This is a genomic window from Enterococcus sp. M-BR2, assembly GCF_056612775.1.
The window spans coordinates 306,902-333,503 of sequence record NZ_CM152743.1; the positions used below are offsets into that span (position 1 = coordinate 306,902).

Annotated in this window: 31 protein-coding genes and 2 tRNA genes; 32 read left to right on the forward strand and 1 reads right to left on the reverse strand. The window is 39.4% G+C overall.

Annotation, left to right across the window (positions count from 1 at the left end; genetic code table 11):
- Positions 1–61: 61 nt before the first annotated feature.
- The 25 genes from AC1F25_RS01445 (at position 62) to AC1F25_RS01565 (ending at position 18,283) form a co-directional block, all read left to right on the forward strand.
- Positions 62–1,030, forward strand: a complete 969-nt coding sequence (locus AC1F25_RS01445; protein WP_002314671.1) for an alpha/beta hydrolase — start codon at positions 62–64, stop codon at positions 1,028–1,030.
- A gap of 112 nt (positions 1,031–1,142) precedes the next feature.
- Positions 1,143–1,421: a GNAT family N-acetyltransferase gene (locus AC1F25_RS01450; RefSeq protein ID WP_002300467.1), complete on the forward strand. Its 279-nt coding sequence runs from the start codon at positions 1,143–1,145 to the stop codon at positions 1,419–1,421.
- A 117-nt stretch (positions 1,422–1,538) separates the two neighbouring features.
- Complete coding sequence (gene secG / locus AC1F25_RS01455) at positions 1,539–1,775, forward strand: preprotein translocase subunit SecG (protein ID WP_002292802.1); 237 nt, start codon at positions 1,539–1,541, stop codon at positions 1,773–1,775.
- A 102-nt stretch (positions 1,776–1,877) separates the two neighbouring features.
- The gene (locus AC1F25_RS01460) at positions 1,878–2,633 is read left to right on the forward strand and encodes an alpha/beta hydrolase (protein ID WP_002300470.1); all 756 of its coding nucleotides are present in this window, start codon (positions 1,878–1,880) and stop codon (positions 2,631–2,633) included.
- A 2-nt stretch (positions 2,634–2,635) separates the two neighbouring features.
- Positions 2,636–4,993: a ribonuclease R gene (gene rnr / locus AC1F25_RS01465; protein WP_479994187.1), complete on the forward strand. Its 2,358-nt coding sequence runs from the start codon at positions 2,636–2,638 to the stop codon at positions 4,991–4,993.
- 21 nt (positions 4,994–5,014) lie between these two features.
- On the forward strand, positions 5,015–5,479 hold the full coding sequence (gene smpB / locus AC1F25_RS01470) for an SsrA-binding protein SmpB (RefSeq protein ID WP_002292799.1): 465 nt from the start codon (positions 5,015–5,017) through the stop codon (positions 5,477–5,479).
- A gap of 301 nt (positions 5,480–5,780) precedes the next feature.
- Entirely contained in the window at positions 5,781–6,500 is a 720-nt protein-coding gene (gene atpB / locus AC1F25_RS01475; RefSeq protein WP_002300474.1) for a F0F1 ATP synthase subunit A, read from the forward strand.
- A 52-nt stretch (positions 6,501–6,552) separates the two neighbouring features.
- Positions 6,553–6,768, forward strand: a complete 216-nt coding sequence (gene atpE / locus AC1F25_RS01480; protein WP_002292797.1) for an ATP synthase F0 subunit C — start codon at positions 6,553–6,555, stop codon at positions 6,766–6,768.
- A gap of 90 nt (positions 6,769–6,858) precedes the next feature.
- Positions 6,859–7,383, forward strand: a complete 525-nt coding sequence (gene atpF, locus AC1F25_RS01485; protein ID WP_002292796.1) for a F0F1 ATP synthase subunit B — start codon at positions 6,859–6,861, stop codon at positions 7,381–7,383.
- Complete coding sequence (locus AC1F25_RS01490; RefSeq protein ID WP_002292794.1) at positions 7,370–7,912, forward strand: F0F1 ATP synthase subunit delta; 543 nt, start codon at positions 7,370–7,372, stop codon at positions 7,910–7,912. Before atpF ends, AC1F25_RS01490 begins: the two co-directional genes overlap by 14 nt.
- A 22-nt stretch (positions 7,913–7,934) precedes the next feature.
- Positions 7,935–9,491 carry a F0F1 ATP synthase subunit alpha gene (atpA, locus tag AC1F25_RS01495; RefSeq protein ID WP_002292793.1) on the forward strand — a complete coding sequence of 519 codons (1,557 nt, stop codon included), beginning with the start codon at positions 7,935–7,937 and terminating at the stop codon, positions 9,489–9,491.
- A gap of 13 nt (positions 9,492–9,504) precedes the next feature.
- Positions 9,505–10,407, forward strand: a complete 903-nt coding sequence (locus AC1F25_RS01500; protein WP_281529282.1) for a F0F1 ATP synthase subunit gamma — start codon at positions 9,505–9,507, stop codon at positions 10,405–10,407.
- A gap of 22 nt (positions 10,408–10,429) precedes the next feature.
- A complete protein-coding gene (gene atpD / locus AC1F25_RS01505; protein WP_002289006.1) occupies positions 10,430–11,836 on the forward strand; it encodes a F0F1 ATP synthase subunit beta in 1,407 nt (468 codons plus the stop codon).
- 13 nt (positions 11,837–11,849) lie between these two features.
- A complete protein-coding gene (locus AC1F25_RS01510) occupies positions 11,850–12,272 on the forward strand; it encodes a F0F1 ATP synthase subunit epsilon (protein ID WP_002289005.1) in 423 nt (140 codons plus the stop codon).
- 333 nt (positions 12,273–12,605) lie between these two features.
- Positions 12,606–12,836 (forward strand): DUF1146 family protein, encoded by a 231-nt coding sequence (locus tag AC1F25_RS01515; protein ID WP_073490648.1) that lies wholly within the window; start codon positions 12,606–12,608, stop codon positions 12,834–12,836.
- 99 nt (positions 12,837–12,935) lie between these two features.
- Positions 12,936–14,237: a UDP-N-acetylglucosamine 1-carboxyvinyltransferase gene (gene murA, locus AC1F25_RS01520; protein WP_002308580.1), complete on the forward strand. Its 1,302-nt coding sequence runs from the start codon at positions 12,936–12,938 to the stop codon at positions 14,235–14,237.
- A gap of 12 nt (positions 14,238–14,249) precedes the next feature.
- Positions 14,250–14,426 carry a DNA-directed RNA polymerase subunit beta gene (locus tag AC1F25_RS01525; RefSeq protein ID WP_479994188.1) on the forward strand — a complete coding sequence of 59 codons (177 nt, stop codon included), beginning with the start codon at positions 14,250–14,252 and terminating at the stop codon, positions 14,424–14,426.
- Positions 14,427–14,557: 131 nt separating this feature from the next.
- Positions 14,558–14,854, forward strand: a complete 297-nt coding sequence (gene yidD / locus AC1F25_RS01530; RefSeq protein ID WP_002329491.1) for a membrane protein insertion efficiency factor YidD — start codon at positions 14,558–14,560, stop codon at positions 14,852–14,854.
- 179 nt (positions 14,855–15,033) lie between these two features.
- The gene (locus AC1F25_RS01535) at positions 15,034–15,504 is read left to right on the forward strand and encodes a GNAT family N-acetyltransferase (protein ID WP_104875970.1); all 471 of its coding nucleotides are present in this window, start codon (positions 15,034–15,036) and stop codon (positions 15,502–15,504) included.
- 81 nt (positions 15,505–15,585) lie between these two features.
- Positions 15,586–16,470 carry an ROK family protein gene (locus tag AC1F25_RS01540; RefSeq protein ID WP_002329490.1) on the forward strand — a complete coding sequence of 295 codons (885 nt, stop codon included), beginning with the start codon at positions 15,586–15,588 and terminating at the stop codon, positions 16,468–16,470.
- Between the two features lie 110 nt (positions 16,471–16,580).
- Positions 16,581–16,817 carry a DUF2969 domain-containing protein gene (locus AC1F25_RS01545; RefSeq protein WP_002316425.1) on the forward strand — a complete coding sequence of 79 codons (237 nt, stop codon included), beginning with the start codon at positions 16,581–16,583 and terminating at the stop codon, positions 16,815–16,817.
- 87 nt (positions 16,818–16,904) lie between these two features.
- A tRNA-Tyr gene (locus AC1F25_RS01550) sits at positions 16,905–16,985 on the forward strand.
- A gap of 6 nt (positions 16,986–16,991) precedes the next feature.
- Positions 16,992–17,063, forward strand: a tRNA-Gln gene (locus AC1F25_RS01555).
- Positions 17,064–17,185: 122 nt separating this feature from the next.
- Positions 17,186–17,356: a hypothetical protein gene (locus tag AC1F25_RS01560; protein WP_002292784.1), complete on the forward strand. Its 171-nt coding sequence runs from the start codon at positions 17,186–17,188 to the stop codon at positions 17,354–17,356.
- A gap of 219 nt (positions 17,357–17,575) precedes the next feature.
- Positions 17,576–18,283, forward strand: a complete 708-nt coding sequence (locus tag AC1F25_RS01565) for a GntR family transcriptional regulator (protein ID WP_002313489.1) — start codon at positions 17,576–17,578, stop codon at positions 18,281–18,283.
- 57 nt (positions 18,284–18,340) lie between these two features.
- On the opposite strand, the gene AC1F25_RS01570 is transcribed toward AC1F25_RS01565, so the two are convergent.
- Positions 18,341–18,985, reverse strand: coding sequence for a YigZ family protein (locus tag AC1F25_RS01570; protein WP_002308585.1), 645 nt, complete (start codon positions 18,983–18,985; stop codon positions 18,341–18,343).
- 126 nt (positions 18,986–19,111) lie between these two features.
- On the opposite strand from AC1F25_RS01570, the gene AC1F25_RS01575 reads away from it, so the two are divergent.
- From AC1F25_RS01575 to prfB, 7 genes are all read left to right on the forward strand, one after another.
- Positions 19,112–19,399 carry a DUF7662 domain-containing protein gene (locus AC1F25_RS01575; RefSeq protein WP_479994189.1) on the forward strand — a complete coding sequence of 96 codons (288 nt, stop codon included), beginning with the start codon at positions 19,112–19,114 and terminating at the stop codon, positions 19,397–19,399.
- 107 nt (positions 19,400–19,506) lie between these two features.
- On the forward strand, positions 19,507–19,827 hold the full coding sequence (locus tag AC1F25_RS01580) for a PTS sugar transporter subunit IIB (RefSeq protein ID WP_002292778.1): 321 nt from the start codon (positions 19,507–19,509) through the stop codon (positions 19,825–19,827).
- A gap of 81 nt (positions 19,828–19,908) precedes the next feature.
- Positions 19,909–21,222 (forward strand): DEAD/DEAH box helicase family protein, encoded by a 1,314-nt coding sequence (locus AC1F25_RS01585; RefSeq protein ID WP_277892224.1) that lies wholly within the window; start codon positions 19,909–19,911, stop codon positions 21,220–21,222.
- A complete protein-coding gene (locus AC1F25_RS01590) occupies positions 21,219–21,938 on the forward strand; it encodes a ComF family protein (RefSeq protein ID WP_479994190.1) in 720 nt (239 codons plus the stop codon). Before AC1F25_RS01585 ends, AC1F25_RS01590 begins: the two co-directional genes overlap by 4 nt.
- 127 nt (positions 21,939–22,065) lie before the next feature.
- The gene (gene hpf, locus AC1F25_RS01595; RefSeq protein WP_002292771.1) at positions 22,066–22,617 is read left to right on the forward strand and encodes a ribosome hibernation-promoting factor, HPF/YfiA family; all 552 of its coding nucleotides are present in this window, start codon (positions 22,066–22,068) and stop codon (positions 22,615–22,617) included.
- A gap of 221 nt (positions 22,618–22,838) precedes the next feature.
- On the forward strand, positions 22,839–25,373 hold the full coding sequence (gene secA / locus AC1F25_RS01600) for a preprotein translocase subunit SecA (RefSeq protein WP_002308589.1): 2,535 nt from the start codon (positions 22,839–22,841) through the stop codon (positions 25,371–25,373).
- Between the two features lie 126 nt (positions 25,374–25,499).
- Positions 25,500–26,601 (forward strand): peptide chain release factor 2 gene (gene prfB / locus AC1F25_RS01605; RefSeq protein WP_099098328.1). Its coding sequence is split into 2 segments (ribosomal slippage): positions 25,500–25,571 and positions 25,573–26,601, totalling 1,101 coding nucleotides; the frame shifts between segments, so codons are not numbered across the junction.
- The last annotated feature ends 1 nt before the right edge of the window (position 26,602 follow it).

Sequence of the window (26,602 nt, forward strand, 5' to 3'; positions counted from 1 at the left end):
TATTGATCGGTATATTGTATAATAAATAGATTATAGTTTGGCAGAAAGCGGCGGGTGTACGATGGTTATTTTTTATTTCATTCTTATTCTGATAATTATAGGAATCAGTTACCATTTTCTTTCTTATTTTTATGCAAAGAAATTAGTAAGAGCGGGAGTACAGAGAGGCTATGACTGGTATGAAGACACTGGGCACCGCTTGATGGATCCTGCTGCAGTCACGTCAGTAGAAAAAAAGCGGCAAAAATTAGAAGAAGAATGTGAAAGCTTCTGGGAACAAGGAATACCGAAAACGATCAAAAGTTATGACGGGTTGAAACTAGCTGGACAGATGTTCCTCCAACCAACTCAGCAGAATAAATGGGTCATTTGTGTACATGATTATCGAAGTACAGGGAAAAGAGATATGTCTCATATAGGTAAAAGATATGCAGAGAAAGGATTCAACGTTCTTATACCCGATTTACGTGCGCATGGAGAAAGTGAAGGAGAAATCATCGGAATGGGATGGCTAGACCGGCTAGATTTAATTGCATGGATCCAACTCATCTTAGATGAACAACCAGATGCATCCATTATTTTGCACGGGGGTTCAATGGGCGCTTCTACAATTATGATGGCAAGTGGTGAAAAGCTTCCATCTGCAGTCAAAGGATTTATCTTAGACAGCGGATATGTTTCTGTTTATGCGGAATTTCGGTACATGTTAAGTAAAATCACGGTCTTTCCTAAAAAAATGATCATGAGATATGCGAATCACTATGCTCAGAAATACGCAGGTTATTCTTTAAAGCAAGCATCAGCTACAAGACAGCTTGGTAGTAACCATTTGCCTTTGTTAGTCATCCATGGTGAAAGAGATCATTTTGTTCCTACAGAAGCAGCATACACGATTCAAAACGCTACGGCAGGGGATAAAGCATTACTGCTTGTTCCAGAAGCAGAACATTTGGAAGCATCGATGAAAGATCCGAAAACCTATTGGACAGTGATTTTTTCATTTATTGAACAAAGAATAACGATGGATTGATTTTCTCTTCCTTTTTGTAAGCAATCCGAGGATAAATAATTGTTTATAGACCATGAGACTGTTAAAATAAGGTAGGAATAAAAAAATATCAGTTATTTGAGGAGTGCGGCATATGGAAATCAAAGAGGAAAAAAATCGTCTTGCTTTATTCAATGATGAGCAACAAGAAATCGGAGAAATGACATGGTCGGATGCGGGGCCAGACATCATGATCATTGACCATACATTTGTCGATCCAGCATATCGTGGTCAAAAATTAGCTGAAAAGCTAGTGTATACTGGAGTAGAACTAGCAAGACGAGAGGGGAAAAAGATCATCCCTTTATGCCCTTACGCAAAAAAAGAGTTTGAGAAGAAACCAGAGTATCATGACGTCTTACGCCAATCATAATAATAACAGCTGAAAGATTTGCACTTTCAGCTGTTTTTCCATTTATATAGAGTTGTCACGGAGTTTTATCTATGATAAAGTTAAAGAGACGATATCTTTTGGGAAGGAGGCTGCTATATGTATAATTTAATTTTGGGAATCGTGATCGTTTTATCGATTGTTATGGTCATTGCGATTATGATGCAGCCAAGCAAGCAAAATAGTGCAGCGAGTGCATTTACCGGCGGTGCGGATCAACTATTCGGCAAACAAAAAGCTCGCGGCTTTGAAGCTGTCATGCAGCGATCAACTGCAGTCATGGGAGCTGTCTGGATGATCTTATTATTTGTCCTAGCATTTTTATCTTCGAAGTAGTCGAATAAGCCTCTCGCACAACGGCGGGCGGCTTTTTTTATTGCAAAGAGAACGCTTAAGAAGAAGTTATGAAAGAAACTATGGTAAAATGAGGCGAAAGAGGTGAAACGAGTGAAACAATTACCAAAACCCCTTTATGCAAAACATGGAAAACGAGCAGTTTTGCTGCTTCATGCGTACTCAGGAAGTCCAAATGATGTCCGGATGCTCGCACGGTTTTTAGAAAAAGCAGATTATACAGTCTATGCGCCGCTATTTAAAGGACATGGAACGATGGAGCCATATGATATCTTGCAAGAAAAAGCAGAAAGCTGGTGGGCAGATACTAAAAAAGCTATCCATTTTTTACAGTCTGAACAGTTTTCTGATATTGCCGTATTGGGATTATCGATGGGTGGCATCTTTGCTGTACGGGCACTAGAAGAAGAATCAGTAATTGGCGGCGGTTTTTTCTGTTCGCCCCTGTCTCCTGTAGAAACAAACGTGCCTGAAAATTTTGAAAAATATGTACGTCAAGTGCTGAAGATAGCAGGCAAATCAGAAAAAGAAATCAATGAAAAAGCTGTGTCTTACCGCTCGTTAGCTGAACATCAATTAATGGATATACAAGACCAAGCAGCAATCGCAGAAAGTAGACTATCAGATATCCAACAGCCAATATTTTTAGCTCAAGCTGGGAAAGATGAAATGATCGACCCAAATGGTGTATTTGAAACGGCACGCAAATTGAGCCGCCAACGGGTGACACTTCAATGGTATCCTGAAAGCGGTCATGTGATTACAGTTGGCACAGCAAGACGCGAATTAGAAAAAGACGTGTTGGAATTTTTAGAAAAATTACCTTGGAATGAGGAATAAATATGACAAAAGAAACAATAAAAGAGAAAATTCTCTTTTTCATGGAAAGCAGTCGCAAACGTAGTTTTTCTATGGAAGAAATCGCTGAAGGTCTAGGCTTTCAAAAAAGCGATGATTTTAAATTACTAGTACAAACGATTGCTCAAATGGAAAGAGAACAGAGTATCGTTTTCAATAAAAAAGGAAAAGTCAAACTTCCTTTAAAACCGATCTTGGTCGAAGGGACATTTCGGGCAAATGAACGAGGATTTGGATTTGTAACGATTGATCCCGAAGAAGATGATATCTATATCCCGAAAGAAGCGACTGGCTTTGCAATGGATGGGGATACCGTAGCAATTGATATCATGAAGCGAGCAAATACAGATATGGATCGCGGAGCAGAGGGAAAAGTAGTGGAGATTCGAGACCGAGCGACTACTCAGTTAGCCGGAGAATTTGTTGCTTATTCAGACGAAGAGATACAGGAAACGGATCTTTATGGTGTGGTCATCCCGAAAGATAGAAAGCTTAACCAATTCAAAGTGTATGCTGCGGCAGAGGGAGTTCGTCCAGTTGACGGAAGTATTGTATTGATCGAACTGACCCATTACCCTGAAAAAGGGTATGCGACTAGTTTAGAAGGGATAATCAAGCAAGTGATTGGTCATAAGAATGACCCTGGCATGGATATCCTCTCGATTGTCGTGGCTAACGGTATCCCTACAAAATTTCCTGATGATGTGTTGTCTGAGGCAGATGAAGTTCCAGACCAGATCAGCGAAAAGGATATTGTTGGACGCAGAGATTTAAGAGATCAGCTCATCGTTACGATTGATGGAGAAGATGCAAAAGATCTAGATGATGCAGTGACGGTCAAAAAATTAGAAAATGGTAATTATTTTCTTGGAGTACACATTGCAGATGTATCTTACTATGTGACGCAAGGCAGTCAACTGGACAGAGAAGCATACGAAAGAGGAACAAGTGTCTATTTGACCGATCGAGTGATTCCGATGATCCCACAACGTTTATCCAATGGTATCTGTTCATTGAATCCCCATGTTCCACGACTCACCATGAGTTGTGAAATGGAGATCGATCCAAATGGACAAGTTGTCTCTCATGAGATTTTTCCAAGTGTGATCCAAACAACAGAACGGATGACCTACACAGCTGTCAATCAAATCTTAGAAGATCAAGATGAAGAAACGATGCAACGTTATGCTCAGCTCGTGCCTATGTTCCAAAAAATGGGTGAATTGCATCGAATCCTTGAAACGATGCGAATCAAACGTGGAGCGATTTCTTTTGAGGATCGGGAAGCGAAGATCCTTGTTGATGCTGAAGGACACCCAAATGATATCCAGCTAAGAAGCAGAGGGATAGGTGAACGCTTGATCGAATCCTTTATGCTTGCCGCCAACGAAACGGTAGCTGAACATTATAATAAATTAAATCTTCCGTTTATTTATCGAATCCATGAACAGCCAAAAGAAGAAAAAATGCAGCGCTTCTTTGATTTTGCTTCAGCTTTGGGCATTCTGGTACGAGGAACGAAAGGAACGATCACACCGAAAGATTTACAGCATGTGATCGAAGGAGTAGAAGATAAACCAGAAGCGGCAGTTATCAATACTATGTTGCTAAGAAGTATGCAACAAGCACGCTATTCAGAAGACAATTTTGGGCATTATGGCTTAGCAGCAGATTACTACACACATTTTACATCTCCTATTCGACGCTATCCCGATTTGATCGTCCATCGGCTGATCCGTTCTTATAGCCAAGATAAAAGTGAAAGCAATCAAAGTTTATGGGCTGAGGAACTTCCTGAAATCGCGGATCATAGTTCTAAGATGGAGCGTCGCGCAGTAGAAACAGAACGTGAAGTAGATGCGATGAAGAAAGCAGAATTCATGATGGACAAAGTGGGAGAAGAATTCGACGGGATCATCAGCTCTGTTGTGAAATTCGGACTGTTTATCGAACTACCGAATACAGTAGAAGGATTGATCCATATCAATGAATTGAAACAAGACTATTTCCATTTTATTGAAAATCATTTAGCGCTTGTAGGTGAAAGAACTGGTCTGACTTTTAAAATCGGACAAAAAGTGCGCGTAAAAGTAGTCAAAGCTGATCCAGATGAACGAGCAGTGGATTTTGAACTCGTTTCCGCAGAAGAGGTCACTGCGTTGGAACGTCCAAAAGCACGCAATGGAAAATCTGGAAAACGAGAAGGAAAACAAGCAGGCAAACGCTCAGAAAAAAATGGCAAGAAGAACAAACGATATAGTGATAGTAAGCAAACGTTCGGTAAGAAAAAAGGGAAAAAGCCATTTTACAAAGGTGTCAAAAAGAAGAAAAAGAAAAAATAAAATGAGTTGGAGGAAACAGCTATGCCAAAAGGCGAGGGAAAACTAATTGCACAAAACAAGAAAGCTCGCCATGATTATTCGATCATCGACACGATGGAAGCAGGGATGGTCTTGCAAGGAACGGAGATCAAGTCGATACGAAACAGCCGGATCAATCTGAAAGATGGATTTATTCGCGTCCGCAACGGGGAAGCTTTCTTGCATAATGTTCATATCAGTCCTTATGAACAAGGAAATATTTTTAATCATGATCCATTGCGCACGAGAAAACTATTATTGCACAAGAAACAAATCGTTCGTCTTGAAAACGAATTGAAAAACACGGGAATCACTGTTGTTCCTTTAAAAGTCTATATTCGTAACGGCTATGCCAAGGTATTGATTGGTCTGGCAAAAGGGAAAAAATCGTATGATAAACGGGAAGATTTGAAACGAAAAGATATCGATCGACAAATTGATCGAACATTAAAAAATTTCTCTAGATAATTTCATTATCCTTTTTCGCATATTCGGTGCTTTTGCTTTTACTTAATGATAAAATTTGTTAGCATTTAATCTGATAAAACATGATTATCACAGGTTTTTTCTTAGATCAGGAGCACCGTGCATGGGGAAAAATTCGCTTCGTTTTTGACTGAAATAAAAAAGTGTCTAATTTTCATGAAAATGTTTTGAATTTTCTGTTTCATGGTGGTATGATACCGTGTGGTTAGAAACCGATTGGAAAAAACCAGATACGCACATGAATTGATTTTATGTGAATTTCGGGGAAAAGAGGTGAAATGGATTGGATGAACGCTCGCTAACGTTCCACATTGGACCAATTTGGTTTGATGGTACAGTTTGTATAATGGTGTTACTGACCTGTTTGATTGTTTTCTTCTTAGCTTACTTTTTTACAAGAAATCTTAAGTTGAAACCAACAGGCAAACAAAATGCGATAGAATGGGTCATTGATTTTAGTCGAGGAATCGTAACAGATAATCTGCCTAGAAAAGAATTGAGCAATTTCCATTTGTTGGCATTTACATTGTTTTTATTTGTTTTTGTTGCAAACAACATCGGTTTAGTAACAAAAATCGTCTTACCTAACGAAACAACACTTTGGAAAAGCCCGACAGCAGACCCGTTTGTTACTTTAACTTTGGCATTTATAATGATCTTACTTACTCACTTATTCGGGGTGAAAAAGTTAGGCTTCAAAGGATATTTCGTAAATTCGTTCTTGAAACCCTATAGTTTTATGTTTCCGATGAAACTGATTGAAGAATTTACAAACTTATTAACACTTGCTTTACGTCTTTATGGGAATATTTATGCGGGGGAAGTTTTGCTAACCTTGATTGCAAAAATGATGACAAGCTTAGGCTGGTTCTCATTACCATTAGCAATTCCATTAGAGATGGTCTGGATCGCGTTCTCCTTGTTTATTGGGAGCATCCAAGCATTTGTCTTTGTCACTTTGTCAATGGTTTATATGAGCCATAAGATTGAAGTAGAAGAATAATACTCGGTTAAAAAACAAACTACTATTTATCTATTTTAGGAGGAAAACAATTATGAATTATATCGCAGCAGCAATCGCAATCATGGGAGCAGCAATCGGAGCCGGTTATGGTAACGGTCAAGTTATCTCTAAAACAATCGAATCAATGGCTCGCCAACCTGAAATGTCTGGTCAATTCCGTACAACAATGTTTATCGGGGTAGCTCTAGTTGAAGCTGTTCCTATCTTAGGGGTAGTTATCGCCTTGATTCTAGTTTTTGCCGTTTAATTGAATCAGTATTAAGGCAGAAACAACATCGTTTGTTACTGCTTTTTTACATGGAAACTAGAAATACTCCAAAGAAAGGAAGGCTCGCCTATGCTGAATCAATTGGCAATTGCAGAAGTTGGCAATGCGATGTTAGGTAATATCATCGTTGTCAGCGGCTCATTTTTGATACTACTGGCTCTCTTGAAGCACTTTGCTTGGGGACCAATCAGCGATATTTTGAAAAAACGTGAAGACAAGATCGCCAATGATTTAGATTCTGCAGAACAATCTCGCATCAACTCAGCGAAAATGGAACAAGAACGCGAACAACAATTGTTAGCCTCTCGTTCTGATGCAGCTGATATCATCAAAAATGCGAAAGAAAGTGGAGAATTAAGCCGCCAAAATATTTTGAAGGATGCTCAAGAAGAAGCAGCTCGTCTAAAAAGCAAAGCCCAAGCTGATATCACTGTAGAACGTGATTCAGCGCTGAACTCTGTAAAAGACGACGTTGCAGAACTCTCTCTTCAAATCGCGGAAAAAATCTTGAACAAAGAATTATCTCCAGAAATGCATGAATCATTAATCAATCAATACATTGAAGGTCTAGGTTCTTCAAATGAAACTAGATAAATATACAGTAGGAAGACGTTACGGGAAAGCTTTATTTGAACTGGCGATCGATTCAAATCAAGCAGAAGAAATCTATCAAGATCTCGTAAGTTTACGTCAAATCTATGAACAAGTACCTGGATTAGGAAATATGTTAAGTGATGTTCGTCTAGAACCTCATGAAAAACGAGAAATCATGGACAAGCTTGTCAGCGGTTATGATGGGATCGTTAAAAACTTTTTAGAAGTTGTTTATGAGTATAACCGAATGGATGACCTTTTGTTCATGATCGAAGAATATGAACGTCGATATGATGAACATCAAGGGTTACTATTGGGAAGTGTCACAACAGCAGTCCCACTTTCAGACGAACAACGAATACAATTAGAAAAGAATGTTGCAAAAACAATGGACTATCAATCAGTTGAATTAAAACAAATCGTTGATTCTTCTATTATTGGTGGCGCGATTGTTGAAGCCAACCATCGAGTAATCGACGGAAGCATTCGCACGCAATTAGAAAAAATGCGTAATCAATTAAACAGATAGTACAAAGAGGTAGGTGAATCGAATGGCCATCAAAGCAGAAGAAATTAGTGCCTTGATTAAAGAACAAATTGAAAATTATCAAAACGTGCTTTCAGTCGAAGAAATCGGTACCGTAACTTATGTAGGTGACGGGATCGCTCGTGCACATGGTTTAGAAAACGCGATGAGTGGTGAGTTGCTTGAATTTTCAAACGGCTCATACGGAATGGCGCAAAACTTAGAGTCAAATGATGTAGGTATCATTATCCTTGGCGATTTCGAGTCCATTCGTGAAGGAGATAAAGTAAAACGAACAGGTAAGATCATGGAAGTTCCAGTTGGAGAGGCCTTGATCGGTCGGGTAGTCAATCCGCTAGGTCAACCAATCGACGGACTAGGTGAAATCGTTACTGACAAAGCTCGTCCAGTAGAAGCGATGGCACCAGGTGTTATGCAACGTAAATCTGTTAACGAACCAATGCAAACAGGGCTAAAAGCGATCGACGCCCTTGTGCCAATCGGACGCGGACAACGTGAATTAGTCATCGGTGACCGTAAAACAGGGAAAACTTCTATTGCGATCGATACGATCATCAACCAAAAAGGTCAAGATATGATCTGTATCTATGTAGCAATCGGACAAAAAGATTCTACAGTTCGTACACAAGTTGAAACATTGAAAAAATATGGCGCAATGGATTACACAATCGTTGTGAATGCCGGTGCGTCTCAACCAGCACCATTACTTTATATCGCACCATATGCTGGTACTGCAATGGGTGAAGAATTCATGTACAATGGTAAACATGTATTGATCATTTTTGATGATCTTTCAAAACAAGCTGTTGCTTATCGTGAACTTTCCTTGCTACTTCGCCGTCCACCAGGTCGTGAAGCTTATCCTGGGGATGTTTTCTACTTGCACTCACGTTTATTAGAACGTGCAGCAAAATTAAGTGATGATCTAGGCGGCGGTTCAATGACTGCTTTGCCATTTGTTGAAACACAAGCTGGAGATATCTCTGCTTATATCCCAACAAACGTTATCTCAATCACTGACGGACAAATCTTCTTAGAAAGCGACTTGTTCTACGCGGGTACTCGTCCAGCGGTTGATGCCGGACTATCTGTCTCTCGTGTAGGGGGTTCTGCGCAAATCAAAGCAATGAAAAAAGTTGCTGGGACTTTACGTCTAGACTTAGCAAGTTATCGTGAATTAGAAGCATTTACACAATTCGGTTCTGATTTGGATGCGGCAACACAAGCAAAACTAAATCGTGGACGCCGTACAGTAGAAATCTTGAAACAAAAACTGCATGCACCGCTAGCTGTTGAAAAACAAGTAGTGATTTTGTATGCCTTGACACATGGATTCTTGGACAGTATCCCTGTAGACAGTATTTTAGACTTCGAACATGAATTATTCGAATATCTGGATACCAATCATTCAGATATTTTTGAAACAATCCGTACAACAAAAGATCTTCCAGAAGAAGAAACGTTGAACAGTGCGATTCAGGAATATAAAGACATGTTCTTAGCTACAAAAGGAAATAATTCCTCTACAGAAGATAAATTGAAATCCATTCAAAATGCATAGTGAGGTGAGATGAATGGGTGCTTCATTAAATGAAATCAAGACACGTATCGCTTCAACGAAAAAAACGAGCCAAATCACGCGGGCAATGCAGATGGTGTCTGCTTCTAAGTTGACAAAATCTGAAGCTTCTTCACAGAAGTTTCAGATTTATGCAACAAAAGTAAGAGAAATCGTTACGCATTTGACTGCTACTCAGTTAAATGATATTGCTTCAGAAAATCCTAGAGGGGATATCAATTACAACAGCATGCTGCTCAGCCGTCCTGTGAAGAAAACCGGTTATATCGTCATCACTGCAGATGGCGGTCTGGTCGGTGGATATAACAGTTCGATATTGAAACAAACGATGTCTATTTTAGAAGAAGACCACCAATCACCCGATGATTACGTGATGATCGCAATTGGCGGAACTGGTGCAGACTTCTTTAAAGCACGCGGTATCAACCTAGCATATGAGCTGCGCAATTTATCTGATCAGCCAAGCTTTGATGAAGTCCGCAAAATCGTAAATATGGCAACAACTATGTACCAAAACGAAGTATTCGATGAATTATACGTATGTTATAACCATCATATCAATTCGCTAACTAGTCAGTTTCGTGTAGAAAAAATGCTGCCAATCTCAGACTTAGATCCAGAAGAAGCAACGACTTTCGAACAAGAATATATTTTTGAACCTTCAAAAGAAGAAATCTTGTCTCAGTTATTGCCTCAGTATGCTGAAAGTTTGATCTACGGTGCGATCGTTGACGCCAAAACAGCAGAACATGCTGCTGGTATGACAGCAATGAAAACAGCAACTGATAATGCTGCTAATATCATTGATGAGCTGACGGTTTCTTATAACCGTGCAAGACAAGGGGCTATTACCCAAGAAATTACCGAAATTGTTGCCGGAGCTTCGGCACTAGAATAGTATTGAGATTGGAGGAAAAAAGATGAGTTCAGGCAAGATTGTTCAAGTAATCGGTCCCGTTGTCGACGTGGAATTTTCTTTAGACCAATCCTTACCAGATATCAACAACGCATTAGTTGTTTATAAAAATGACGAAAATAAATCAAAAGTTGTTCTTGAAGCAGCATTAGAATTAGGGGACGGAGTGATCCGGACCATTGCGATGGAATCAACAGATGGTTTACAAAGAGGAATGGAAGTCATTGATACAGGCAAAGCAATCTCTGTTCCTGTAGGTAAAGAAACATTAGGTCGCGTATTCAACGTACTAGGAGATACGATCGATTTAGAAACACCTTTCCCAGAGGATGCGGAAAGAAGCGAAATTCATAAAAAAGCACCAGCCTTTGACGAATTAAGTACAAGTACAGAAATTTTGGAAACAGGGATCAAAGTTATCGACTTGCTTGCCCCATATTTAAAAGGTGGGAAAGTTGGACTATTTGGTGGTGCCGGTGTTGGTAAAACCGTACTGATCCAAGAACTGATCCATAATATCGCCCAAGAACACGGTGGTATTTCTGTATTTACCGGTGTCGGTGAACGTACTCGTGAAGGTAATGACTTGTATTATGAAATGAAAGATTCAGGAGTTATCGAAAAGACAGCCATGGTGTTCGGCCAAATGAACGAACCACCAGGTGCACGTATGCGTGTTGCGTTAACTGGTTTGACGATCGCGGAATATTTCCGTGATGTAGAAGGCCAAGATGTACTGTTGTTTATCGACAATATTTTCCGTTTCACTCAAGCTGGATCTGAAGTATCAGCCTTGTTAGGACGGATGCCTTCTGCGGTTGGTTATCAACCAACATTGGCAACAGAAATGGGTCAATTGCAAGAACGTATCACATCTACGAAAAAAGGTTCGATTACATCGATCCAAGCCATCTATGTGCCAGCCGATGACTACACTGACCCGGCGCCGGCAACAGCATTCGCCCATTTGGATGCGACAACCAACTTGGAACGTAAATTAACAGAACAAGGGATTTATCCAGCGGTAGATCCATTGGCTTCTTCTTCAAGTGCTTTAGCACCTGAAATCGTGGGAGAAGAACACTATAAAGTAGCAACAGAAGTCCAACACGTATTGCAACGATATCGTGAATTACAAGATATTATTGCTATCTTAGGTATGGATGAATTATCCGATCAGGAAAAAGTGTTAGTTTCTCGTGCCCGCAGAGTCCAATTCTTCTTGTCACAAAACTTTAACGTGGCTGAACAATTTACTGGTCTTCCAGGTTCTTATGTTCCTGTAGAAGAAACAGTGAAAGGATTCCGCGAAATCTTGGAAGGCAAATACGATGATCTTCCTGAAGAAGCTTTCCGAAGTGTTGGCCGAATCGAAGACGTCGTAGAAAAAGCGAAAACACTAGGCTACTAGAAAGGGGTGCCCCATGGATCAATATTTAACAGTAAATGTGGTAACTCCTGCCGGTTTGGTCTATGATCACCATGCAGCTATCGTCGTCGCACGTACGACAGCTGGTGAGCTTGGGATTTTGCCTAAACATGCACCGATCATCGTTCCTTTGACGATTGATGAAGTTCGTGTAAAACGGACAGATTCAGATACCCATGTCGATTGGATTGCTGTGAATGGCGGAATCATGGAAGTGCGTGATAATGTGGTTTCAATCGTTGCTGATAGTGCGGAACGTGAACGGGATATCGATGTATCTCGTGCGGAACGTGCAAAACAACGTGCAGAACGCCAAATCGAAGAAGCAAAAGCAAAACAAGATACGAACGAATTGAAGCGGGCAACTGTTGCGTTGCATCGAGCAATCAATCGTATTAAAGTATCTAAGCACTCATAAAATGAGAAGCGGATGTTTATCCGTGAATCAGAGGTCGTGAGCCTGCCATTCAGCTCCGAGTCACAAGGAACAAATTAAAAAACAGGTTCTCATGTTTGATGAATATTGTGGCTTGTGACCGAGGAGTTGGCAGGAGAACACCGTTTATTAGGAATAAAGGACTGAGACAAGACTTTTGTCTCAGTCTCTTTTTTTGCATATTTTTCCCCTTATTTCCTAAAAATGTAAGGGTATTCCTCTATTTTTAAGTATACTTGTTTTTCCTTTTATACATTTTATGGTATTATCATTTTATTAGTTATTATAAAAACAACTGTTAGAAAGGACGTCATTATGCAAGTATACGGAATTGATGCGATACTTCGAATCGTGAGTTATTTGGCGTTTATCTACTTAGCCTTCTGGTCTTTACGTTCGTTACGCATTGAGACTTTTTTTAGACCAATGCATAATACGCAAATTAGAATGGCAATCGTAATTTTTTCAATCTTTTTAGGGTACACTGCAAGTAATTTTTTCTTAGAAGTTATCGCTTTATGCCGAAATCTTTTCGTTAGCCTGTAAATTTTAAAAAAAGGTACTATTTTAAAAGGAAGGGTGTTATAATAGAAAAGATTTTGAGTAAGTGTATGCTCATTGGAATTTTTTGGAGGGAACAACAACATGGAAGAGATCATCGTAAGAGGTGGCAATCAATTAAATGGAACAGTAAGAATTGAAGGAGCTAAAAATGCTGTATTGCCTATTTTAGCTGCCAGTTTGTTAGCAGAAGAAGGTATTACGACATTAGACAACGTCCCGATTCTTTCTGATGTCTTCACTATGAATCAAGTGATTCGTCACTTAAATGTAGATGTAGATTTTGATGAACAAAAGAATCAAGTAACAATCGACGCTTCAAGACAATTAGAGATCGAAGCGCCTTATGAGTATGTTAGTCAAATGCGTGCTTCAATCGTTGTGATGGGACCGCTACTTGCTAGAAATGGACATGCAAAAGTGGCTATGCCTGGTGGATGTGCGATTGGTAAACGCCCAATCGATCTACATTTAAAAGGATTTCAAGCTTTAGGAGCAAAAATTATTCAAAAAAACGGCTATATTGAAGCAATTGCAGATGAATTGATCGGTAACACGATTTATTTAGATTTTCCTAGTGTAGGTGCTACTCAAAATATCATGATGGCTGCCGTAAAAGCAAAAGGAACAACCATCATTGAAAACGTAGCTCGCGAACCAGAAATCGTTGATTTAGCAAATATTTTGAATAAAATGGGTGCGCATGTCTATGGAGCGGGTACTGAAACAATGCGTATCGAAGGCGTTGATCATTTACATGCAGTCAACCATTCAATCGTACAAGATCGTATCGAAGCTGGTACCTTTATGGTCGCTGCTGCAATGACAGAAGGCAATGTACTGATTGCTGATGCTATCTCTGAACATAACCGCCCATTGATTTCTAAATTGATCGAAATGGGTGCAGAAATCATTGAAGAAGAAGGCGGAATCCGTGTCATCGGACCAAAACATATCTTACCTACAGATGTAAAAACGATGCCTCATCCTGGTTTCCCTACAGATATGCAAGCGCAAATGACAGCTATCCAATTAGTGGCAGAAGGTACAAGCGTAGTAACTGAAACAGTTTTTGAAAATCGTTTCCAACATTTAGAAGAAATGCGCCGTATGAACGCCCACGTCAAAATCGATGGAAATGTAGCAATCATGGATGGAAACCATGAATTGCAAGGTGCGGAAGTGTATGCAACAGACTTGCGTGCAGCAGCAGCATTAGTTTTAGCTGGCTTGAAAGCAAATGGAATCACACGTGTCCGTAACTTGAATTATCTAGATCGTGGCTATTATAACTTCCATATCAAACTACAAAAATTAGGTGCAGATGTTGAACGTGTAGACATGGATCAAACTCCTGCTGAAAAAACAGCACAAACGATTGCATAAGGAAGTGGCTGAATGAGTAACCAACGATATATCTTATTAACTCTGATAAAGATTTTAGTGGTGATCTTATTGCTTATCCTTCTTTTTGTAGCCGGAACGATGATTGGATATGGTGTCATCGGTGATGGCAATCCATTTAAAGTATTTCAACCCAGCTTGTGGATTCATATTCGAGACTTTTTTCATTGATAATTAATTACGGTGGTTCTAGTCGATAGGAAATGAGCCATGAAGCAGCATAGGATAAAAGAAAACAGAAGGGAACGTTGACTTTAGTCGCGATCCCTTTTTTTAGTAAAAGAAAAGAAGGAATCTAGTTGATGAAGAAGATATTGATTTATTTAGTTAGAGGATATCAGCGCTTTATTTCGCCTGCATTTCCGCCTAGTTGCCGCTATTACCCAACCTGTTCTAATTATATGATAAAAGCAATTCAAACTCATGGTGCGTTAAAAGGGACGGTAATGGGGACGGCTCGGATCTTACGCTGTCATCCCTTTGTCAAAGGCGGCATCGATTATGTACCTTTGACCTTTCAATTAACGAGAAATAAGAAAGATAAAAAAGAACCAGATTATAAAAAGGTTGTGAAAAATACGGGTAGCACTGAGCAATAAAGAAACAATTTGGAAAATAGCTTCCCATATTTTGCAAAATTGTGAGTGATTGCCGAAGTGCTGGATTTTGAACACCGTCAAAAAAGGTTGTGAAAAATACGAGTAGCACTGAGCAATAAAGAAAAGAGAGAGTGACTATCAAAGCAACGACTTCATGACTACATATATGGAGGTCAAAAATGATCGAAGAACTCAATAAGATAGATTTACCATGGTCCTTGTTATTAGATGCAGATCCTGATAAAGAAAAAGTTCAGGTATATGTTTCAAAGGGGAACGGCTGGATATGGAAAGAAAAAGAAAAAACAATAGGTATACTGATCTATATAGTAAGGGAAAAAGAATTCGAAATCGTTAACGTAGCTGTAGAACCTTCGCATCAAGGAAAAGGGATTGGTGGGAAACTCCTTGAGACAGCTTTTCAGAAGCTTTCACAACTCGCTTCCAGTCAAACTCAGATCATCATACGAACCGGCAGTACTAGCAGTGCTGCGTTACATCTCTATCAAAAAATGGGCTATGTGGAGATTGGTCGAGTCAAAGACTATTTTATCCATCATTATTCTAAACCGATTTTTGAGAACGGAGAACAATTGCGAGATCAAGTGATTTTAGCGATTCACTTACACAAAGCCAGCTTTAACGAATAGACTAGTGATCCGAGAAAATGCTTTCAAATACTAAACATATACATTACAATAGCTTTAGCAAGCAAAAAGGAGAATGTTTTTATGGGGATATTAGTTTTTGATTTTGGCGGGTCGGCTGTCAAATATGGTTGTTGGGATAGTAAAGATGTCAAAGGCAAGGGCCAATTTGCAACGCCTGAATCTTGGAAAGAAATGAAAGCGCAATTATTACAAGTCTATAAAGACATGTGTCTTTCTTTTGAGATTGAAGGAATTGGGATCAGCTCACCTGGAGTAGTGAATAATGAGAAACAGGTAATTGAGGGAATCAGTGCGATTCCTTATATTCATGGCTTTAATATTTTTAGAGATTTGGAAACTTTGTTTCAACTTCCGGTAACGATTGAAAATGACGCCAACTGTGCCGGAATGGCTGAGTTTTATGAAGGAGCTGCTCGTGATTATCAAGATGTTGCTTTTGTCGTGGTAGGAACTGGGATTGGCGGAGCGATGTTCACGAAAGGCCAAATCAATAAAGGTGCACATCTTTATGGTGGAGAATTCGGTTTGATGTTCTTAGAGGGCGATCAGACATTTAGTAAACTTGGTACAGCCGTACAGATGGCTTGGCGGTATTGTGAACGCAAAGGAGTCGATAAGAATACTTATACCGGAAAAGACGTCTTTGAATTAGCAGAAACCGGGGATGAAATAGCAAAAGAAGAAGTTGAGAGCTTTTATACGTACCTTGCAAAAGGTTTATTCAGTATCCAATTTTCATTCGATCCGGAAGTTATCGTATTAGGCGGTGGCGTTTCTGCAAAGGATGGGCTCATCGATGAGATCCAAAGTAGAATGAAGAAGTTGACAGATCAATTCGACCTGCATGATTTCGAGCCACAGATCCTATTGTGTGAATACAGAAACGATGCTAACCTTGTAGGCGCAGCGGCCAACTATATCGCTATAGGTCAAGGGGAGAATTAAAAGCTTTAGAGAAGTCACTTCTTGCATAAAAGAAGATGAAATGGACAAGAGATTTTTGCCTAAGGAATGTTTTATTGGCTGCAATATGATAAAATGTCTGAGAGGTGAAAATGATGTCAAAAAAAAATAAAGATATTGAAGTACGTATCGAAGAAGTAAAAAAAGATATCAAAGGTAAGAATTATGAAGTCACTCAGTTATTTATAGGAAAAAAAATGATTGGTGAAATTTTAGCCTATGGACCAAAAGAATATGAAATTTTCTTTGGTGAAGAAGATTTTGGAAAAGAAAAAAGTCTTGAAAACGCGATAGAAACAGTGATTCGTCACTGGAATCTGCACGAATAAAAAAATATCAAAAAAACTTTCAATAAAGGGTTGCAAAAATCTGGAAAATTAGGTATTATAACTAAGTCAGGTTGATACAAACCTTTCGGAGGAGTAGCGAAGTGGCTAAACGCGACGGACTGTAAATCCGTTCCTTAGGGTTCAGTGGTTCGAATCCACTCTCCTCCATTTCATTGGGGTATAGCCAAGCGGTAAGGCAAGGGACTTTGACTCCCTCATGCGTTGGTTCGAATCCAGCTACCCCAGTATAGCACAACCGTAGGCTCTCGTAAGTTCGAGAGCTCTTTTTTTGCTTTGCTACCTTGTTCCTTGAAGATTCTGTCAAATTAAGATAGAGTTAAGTTAACAAAAAAATTGGAGGGGTCAAAATGAAGTGGAAAGAAAAAGTAGACGAAGCAGCTGAAAAGTTATATGACTTGGTCAAATCAGAAAAATACGATATCGAAGTGAACATTCCTAAAAAAGGTGAAAAAGCAGTCCATGTAAAATCAAAACGCCCAACGAATCATACCAAAAAATGGATGGCTAAAAACCGCTAATAATAACAAAAGATCCATAAATCGGCATTTTCAGCGATTATAGGGTCTTTTGTTATTTTCTCAATAGGACATATCTAGAAAATGAATTCTATTAATAGGAATGGGAAGAAGGATTTGTACCTACATCATCTGTTTATGGATAGACTCCTTTATCTTTTTCAGTTGTGAATCAGGTATATACCAGTTATAATAGAAGAAACGAAAGGATGGGTGTACGTTATGTCGAATCAATTACCTGTATATATACAGATTCATGACCAATTAAAAAATGAAATCGAACAAGGTATATGGAAAGTCGGAGACCGTCTTCCTTCAGAAAGAGAATTAGCAGTGAAATTCAATGTCAGCCGTATGACGTTGAGACAAGCAATTCAAAACTTGGCAGATGAAGGAATCTTAGAAAGAAAGATCGGTTCGGGTACATATGTTGCGCGAGAAAAAGTACAAGAAAAGATGTCTGGCGCGACAAGTTTTACAGAAATCATGGAATCGCAAAATAGAGTACCTTCTAGTCGAACAATCTCTTACTTTTTGACTTCGCCAAGCTCAAGTGAAATGGAAAAACTAAACTTGAGTAAAGATGACACGATCTTGCGAATGGAGCGTATTCGTTTTGCAGATGATGTCCCTATTTGTTTTGAAGTAGCCAGTGTTCCGCAAAAGCTGATCGATGGCTACAGCAAAGCAGAGATTACTGAATCGCTGTATCGCACATTAGAAGAAAAAGGCGGGAAAAAAATCGGTCCAGCGAATCAAACGATTACTGCTGTATTGGCTTCTGAGAAAATCGCAGACTATTTAGAGGTGAAACGAGGAGATGCAGTTCTTCGTTTGCGTCAGATTTCCTATTTTGATGATGGTACGCCATTTGAGTATGTGCGTACGCAATATGTAGGAAATCGTTTTGAGTTTTATTTGGAAAAATAAAAAACAGGTGATCCCTGATTCCTTATTCGAAAAAAAGAGAATCAGAATCACCTGTTTTTATCTATGATCAGTTATCAGTTGCTCGTGATAAGAAACAGGACCTTCTTCAAATTGGACTTGTCCGTTCAGCAGCTCAATGATGGATTCTTTAAAGCTGTCAGCATTTTTTTCATCCACTGCACAGATGACGATGACTTGATCAGTGTATTGGATTTCTTTTATGAAAAAATGCTGTAGTTCAAGATAATTTTGTAATTTTCCTAGTTGCGGATACGTGATCACTACGGAGATCTCCTGTTGCAAGGTACCTTCTACGATTCCAATGTCGGACAATGCTTGAGAGACCGCATGAGTGTATGCACGTATCAATCCGCCCGTGCCGAGTTTCGTTCCTCCAAAATATCGAGTGACTACTGCAGCTACATTGATCAGTTGATTTTTTTTGAGGACTTCCAACATCGGTACGCCCGCCGTTCCACTTGGTTCGCCATCATCGCTGCTACGTTGGATCTCATTTTTTTCGCCAATGACGAAGGCGCTGCAGTTATGGTTTGCTTTCCAATGTTCTTTTTTGATTTCTTGGATGAAGTTTTTCGCTTCTTCTTCTGATTCTATTCGTTTAAGAGAACAGATAAAGCGTGATTTCTTGATTTCAATCTCACTTTGTCCATTTTCTTTGATTGTACGATAACGTTCGATCATCTTGTCACCTCTTTTTTTCGGTTGCTTTATTCAGTATAAAGAAAGTTCTAGGTTGTTTCAACACTATAACGGTTGCGCAATTACTGTAGTATGCGATAATAAAGACAAAGGCAGGTGGATCCGGGGATGAAGGAACGAATGAAAAAGTATGATGCAATTACGCATTATTTGAAGAACAACGGCGGCTCCCAAGTAACATTAACCTTTACCCAATTTGATGAACTGTTGTTTCCCAGTAACGGACTTCCCAAAACAGCCAAGGAAAGCACAGATTGGTGGGCAAATGACTATAGACATCCAGAAAAGGGTGCCTACGGCTGGTTAAATGCAGGCTATGAAGTAGTGGTCATCAATTTGGATAAAGAATATGTCGTATTCAATAAATTAGTGAAATCTAGCTGGCTATTTGATTAAATAAACCGTGTTTAGAAAACGTTGACAAATTTCTTTCTTTTTATATAATAGAGTAACAAACGCTAAGAAAACGTTTGCGTAGTCTGTTTTAAAAAGGAGAGAAAAGTATGGCTAAAAAAACAATCATGCTTGTATGTTCGGCTGGTATGAGCACAAGTTTGCTAGTAACAAAAATGCAAAAAGCTGCGGAAGCAAAAGGAATCGATTCTGATATTTTCGCTGTGTCAGCTTCTGATGCAGATAATAATCTTGCAAATAAAGATGTAGATGTACTGTTATTAGGACCTCAAGTTCGCTTTATGAAAGCTGATTTTGAAAAACGTCTGGAACCAAAAGGCATTCCTTTAGACGTCATCAATATGGCTGATTATGGAATGATGAATGGCGAAAAAGTATTAGACCAAGCAATTACATTGATTGGTGAATAAATAGATTATATAGAACTATCAAACAAGCAATCAAAAAAAAGATTGCTTGTTTTTTCGTATATTTTTTTTAAGGCGAATGATATGAATCATTTTTGGGGCAGAAGGCTTCTTACAAGAGAGATTGAAGCAATGGATTGTGAGGAGGGAAACTTACCAAATTATAAGAAGATCGCAGCAGTAGAACGTTTAGGTAACAGGATTCTTTGTCATCGTTGTGGAGTGAAAACGCCTTTCTTTGAGGGACAGCTTGCAGACTATGGCTATTTTTGCATACATTGCCTGTCTTTAGGGCGATGCGACAGTCAACAAGAGTTATATTTATTTGATCAGCCAAAAGCAGAATCTCGAGAAGTCGTCTTTTCTTGGACAGGACAGCTTACTGAAAAACAAACGGAAATCGCAGATAGGATACTTTATCATTCAGAAAAAAGACACCATCTTATTTGGGCAGTAACAGGTGCAGGAAAAACAGAAATGCTTTATCCGATTTTAGTGAAAACGTTAAAAGCTGGAGGAAGAGTAGCCATTTGTACACCGCGAATCGACGTTTGTAATGAATTGTTTTTACGTTATCGTCCTGTTTTTCCAGAAGAAACAATCATGTTACTCCATGGGAATACAACAACAGCTTATACCTTTAGTTCTTTTGTTATCTGTACGATTCATCAACTATATCGTTTTTATCGATCCTTTGACTTATTAGTAATTGATGAGATTGATGCTTTTCCTTATAGCGGGGATGCTGGGCTAGCTCACGCTGTGCAAACAGCAATCAAATCAGACGGTCGATTCATCTACTTAAGCGCCACGCCTGATGAAAAGTTACTAAAGGAAATCAAGCAGACATTTGAGATCCACAAACTTGCCTTGCGCTTTCATCGGCGCTTGCTTCCTGAACCCGTACTTGTTTTCATGAATAATTGGCGACAAAAATGTGGGAACAAAAAGAAAATCAACTCTTTGGTGCGGATCATTCAGCAACTAATCAAAGAAAACCATATCCTTTTATTTTGTCCAAGTATTACGATGATGCATCGTTTAAAAGTCACACTGCAAGAAGCTTTTCCAGAATATGAGATAACAGATGTTTCTTCACGAGACGATCAACGGGCAAAGAAAGTTCAGAAAATGCGAGAAGCAACATACGAGATACTGTTAACCACGATGATCCTAGAACGAGGAGTCACATTTGAAAGAATCTCTGTCATCGTTTTAGGAGCAGATCATCCAGTTTTTACTAAATCCTCTTTGGTGCAAATCGCAGGAAGAGCTGATCGTAAAGGTCCTTATACGAACAGTCGAGTCTATTTTTTCTATGAAGAAAAAACTTCAGCTATTCGAAAAGCCTGTCAGGAAATCAAAGAAATGAACGAAGAAGGGAAGAAGATGCTGTGAGATGTAGTTGCTGCAGTAAAGACATCATCCAAAATTTAACATTCAGCGAGATCATCGGTGTGTCGAAATATAGACTTCCTCAGACCTGTTCAGTTTGCCGCGCACAATTCCATTTATTGGAAGCAAAAGGTTGTGCAGGTTGTCAAAAACCAATCCATTTGACATACGAGGAGACGAAAAAGAAAGCAAAGACTAGTTTCGTTTTCTGCAACGACTGTCAAGAATGGAAGAAGAAATATCCTGCATATGATTTTCAACACCGCGCCTTTTTTACGTACGATGAAAAGATGCAGGCTTGGATCAATCGGTACAAGTTTATGGGAGACATCCGATTAGCAGGGACTTTTGCATATAAATGGACTCAGATAAAAAAAGATTACCCGGCATATATTTATTGTCCAATACCTTTATCTGAAAAAAGGTGGCTAGAAAGAGGATTCAATCAAGTAAGCGAGATGTTGAAAGCAGCAGAAATTCCTTTTCAGATGCTGCTCAAAAGAGAGCAACATCTGCTTGCTCAAGCAAAAAACACGCGAAAGGAAAGATTGGAGATGCCTCATCCTTTTGAGCTTGCTGTACCTCTTTCTAAGATACAACATAAAAAAATATTGATTATTGACGATGTCTATACAACAGGTCAGACACTTTTTCATGCAGCAGATTGCTTGCAGACCGCACAGCCAAAAATCATCCGAACCATTTCTTTGGCAAGATGAATCAGATGTGGAAATTTGATAGCGATTTAATTTGCAAATAACTTAGAGTTCGATATAATAGAATTAAGAAGAGGGAAAGAGTGGTCCTTCTCCTTCTTGATTGTGGTAGACGAAAGGGGTAATTTTTATGTTTAGATATAATGTACGCGGCGAAAATATCGAAGTAACTGAAGCGATTCGCGACTACGTTGAGAAAAAAGTAGGCAAATTAGAACGCTATTTCAGTGACGCACCCGACGCTACGGCGCATGTGAACTTAAAAGTTTATACAGAAAAAACAGCAAAAGTGGAAGTAACGATCCCATTACCTTATCTTGTATTACGTGCCGAAGAAACTTCTCCAGATCTATACGCAAGTATCGATTTGGTTGTTGACAAATTGGAACGCCAAATCCGCAAATTCAAAACAAAAATCAATCGTAAATCCCGTGAAACGGGCATGAATACTGCAGATGCTGCTGTTTTATTCAATGGAGAGGAAGAAAACGAAAACGATTCTGAATTAGATATCGTACGTACAAAACGCCTTTCATTGAAACCAATGGACAGTGAAGAAGCAGTCTTACAAATGAACATGCTAGGACATAACTTCTTTATTTTTGAAGATGCAGAAACAAATGGTACAAGTATCGTTTACCGCCGAAAAGATGGAAAATACGGATTGATCGAAACAGACTGATCATCCATACTTAAATAACATCAAAAACTTGCAGCAGCTGTCAATAGCTGCCGCAAGTTTTTTTGAGTTCGTCTCTTTTTTAGTTAAAATATGAATAAATTATGAAGTTCTTACTTTAATACGATTAAGATATTTCAATTATCTATAACTAATGATAAAATAAAAAGTAGAGTCTACATAGTCTGGATAATACACAGAAGGAAAAGGAGATTACACAACGCATGGCCAATTTGATTCGTTCACTTATCGAAAATGATAAGAAAGAACTAAAACGTTTAGATAGCATTGCAAAAAAAGTTGAATCATACGCTGACCAAATGGCAGCATTAACTGATGAACAATTACAAGCAAAAACTGCTGAATTCAAGAGCAGATACCAAAAAGGAGAAACATTAGATCAATTACTTCCGGAAGCTTTTGCAGTCGTTCGGGAAGCAGCAAAACGTGTATTGGGGTTATATCCATACCACGTACAATTGATGGGTGGGATCGTGCTTCACGATGGGAATATCCCTGAAATGCGTACTGGTGAAGGTAAAACCTTGACTGCAACGATGCCGGTGTATCTGAATGCGTTGACTGGCGAAGGGGTCCACGTAGTTACCGTCAATGAATATTTAGCAACCCGTGACTCGACGGAAATGGGCGAGCTTTATAATTTCTTAGGATTGACAGTTGGGTTGAATATCAACTCAAAATCTTCGGATGAAAAACGCGAGGCTTATAATTGCGATATCACTTATAGCACGAATAATGAATTAGGATTTGACTATTTGAGAGACAACATGGTCGTTTACCGTCATCAAATGGTACAACGTCCGCTGAATTATGCCATTGTCGATGAAGTTGACTCGATCTTGATTGATGAAGCGAGAACGCCGCTGATCATTTCAGGGCAAGCAGAAAAATCAACAGCTTTATATACAAGAGCAGACAACTTCGTAAAACGTTTGAAAGAAGAAGAAGATTACAAAATCGATATACAATCAAAAACAATCAGTTTAACTGAAGCAGGGATCGAAAAAGCTGAAGAAACATTCGGTTTGGACAACTTATATGACATTGAAAATACTGCATTGACCCATCACTTGGATCAAGCATTGAGAGCCAACTACATCATGCTTTTAGACATCGATTATGTTGTTCAAGATGGAAAAGTATTGATTGTTGACCAATTTACGGGTCGGATCATGGATGGACGCCGTTATTCAGATGGTCTTCATCAAGCGATCGAAGCTAAAGAAGGCGTAGAGATCGAAGACGAAACGAAAACGATGGCGACGATCACTTTCCAGAACTATTTCCGTATGTACAAGAAACTTGCGGGGATGACTGGTACAGCTAAGACAGAAGAAGAAGAGTTCAGAGAGATTTATAATATTCAAGTATACCAGATTCCGACAAACCGTCCGGTCATCCGTGACGATCGACCAGATTTGCTTTACCCAACATTACAAAGCAAGTTCCATGCTGTCGTACAAGATATCAAAGATCGCTACCGCAAAGGACAGCCTGTCTTAGTCGGAACTGTTGCGGTTGAAACATCTGAGTTATTATCAGATATGCTGAATCAAGAACGTATTCCTCATGAAGTACTGAATGCGAAAAATCACTTTAAAGAAGCAGAAATCATCATGAATGCGGGTCAAAAAGGTGCAGTGACGATTGCTACCAACATGGCTGGTCGGGGAACAGATATCAAACTAGGGCTTGGCGTAAGAGAACTTGGTGGCCTAGCAGTTATCGGGACAGAACGACATGAATCTCGTCGTATCGATAACCAGCTTCGAGGACGTGCAGGACGTCAAGGAGACCCTGGTATGTCACAATTCTACTTGTCTTTAGAAGATGATTTGATGAAACGATTCGGTTCAGAACGAATCAAAGCTTTCTTAGATCGAATGAAGATCGGTGACGAAGATGCTGTGATCCAAAGCAAGATGCTGACGAAACAAGTAGAAGCTGCACAAAAACGCGTAGAAGGAAACAACTACGACACACGTAAGAACGTCTTGCAATACGATGACGTGATGCGTGAGCAACGTGAAGTAATCTATAAACAGCGTCAAGAAGTGATCATGGAAGAAAAAAGCTTATCTAAACCACTGATGAATATGGTCAAACGGACAATCAGTCGTGTGGTAGATGCGCATACGCAATTAGAAAAAGAAAATTGGAATTTGGAAAGTATCGTCGATTTTGCTGGCAGCACGCTTGTCCATGAAGACAGTATTTCCCTTACAGATATCGAAGGAAAAACCTCTCAAGAAATCAAAGAATATCTAAACGAACGAGCACAAGAAGTATTCAATACCAAAGCAGCTCAATTGAACGGACCAGAGCAACTGCTTGAATTTGAAAAAGTCGTGATCTTACGTGTCGTGGACTCTAAATGGACAGATCATATTGATGCAATGGACCAATTACGTCAGTCAATCGGCTTGCGTGCCTATGGTCAAAACAATCCATTAGTCGAATACCAAACAGAAGGTTATAAGATGTTCGAAGATATGGTAGGTGCCATTGAATATGAAGTCACTCGTATCTTCATGAAAGCTGAGATCCGTCAAAACGTACAACGTGAGCAAGTTTCTCAAGGAACAGCTTCTCACTCAGAAGATGGAGATGCCAAAGAAAACAGTAATACTAGCGCGAAAAAACAACCAATCCATGTGAACAAGGTTGGTAGAAATGATCCTTGTCCTTGTGGAAGCGGGAAAAAATATAAGAACTGTCACGGAAAAGATGCAAACTAATTTCTGACAGCAGGATTGGTGAGACAAATTCTTTTTTAAAGAATTTGTCTCACCTTCTTTCTGTTATTTGACGATTCTGTTAGACTAGATATAATAAAAAAAGTATAGTGAAAGAAGGAAAAAAACATGGAAATATCCGAAATTCGAAATCTCCTGACAGAAATGCAGGAAAAGGTCACAAGCTTCAGGAGGTCTCTTTGACTTAGACCAGCTGGAAGAAGACATTGCGGAAGCAGAAGCAAAAATGGCTGAACCTGGTTTTTGGGATGATAGCGAAGCTGCTCAAAAAGTGATCAGTGAAAACAATGCAAATAAAGAAACTTATGATCAATTCCATTCTCTTGCTGAAGAACTGGAAGAAATCGAATTGATGGTGGAGATGTTGCAGGAAGAACCTGATGCAGTAATGCAAGAAGAAGCAGAAGCACGTATCAATGCGCTAGATGAAAAAATGAATACGTATGAATTATCTATGTTGTTAGATGGTCCTTATGATCGAAACAACGCCATCGTCGAATTGCATCCAGGGGCTGGCGGAACGGAGTCCCAAGACTGGGGCAGCATGCTTTTACGCATGTATACACGCTGGGCAGAGCAGCATGGGTATCAAGTAGAGACACTAGATTATCAAGCAGGCGATGAAGCAGGAATCAAGAGTGTGACCCTACTGATCAAAGGACACAACGCATTTGGCTATCTGAAATCAGAAAAAGGTGTTCATCGCCTTGTACGTATCTCGCCTTTTGACTCAGCAAAACGTCGTCATACTTCTTTTTGTTCGGTAGATGTGATGCCAGAGCTTGATGAAACGATCGATATAGAAATCAATCCAGATGATTTGAAGATCGACACATATCGGGCAAGTGGTGCAGGTGGTCAGCACATCAATAAGACAGAATCCGCTGTACGAATCACTCACTTGCCTACAGGAACAGTAGTAGCGAGTCAGGCACAACGTTCACAATTGAAAAACCGGGAACAAGCGATGGGGATGCTGAAAGCTAAGCTTTACCAATTAGAAGTGGAAAAGAAAGAACAAGAAGCAGCTGCACTGAGAGGAGAACAAAAAGAAATCGGCTGGGGATCACAGATCCGTTCTTATGTTTTCCATCCATATTCTATGGTAAAAGACCATCGGACAAACGTAGAGACAGGAAATGTCCAAGCTGTTATGGACGGAGATCTTGATTTATTTATTGACGGCTATTTGAAAATGCATCTGCAATAAG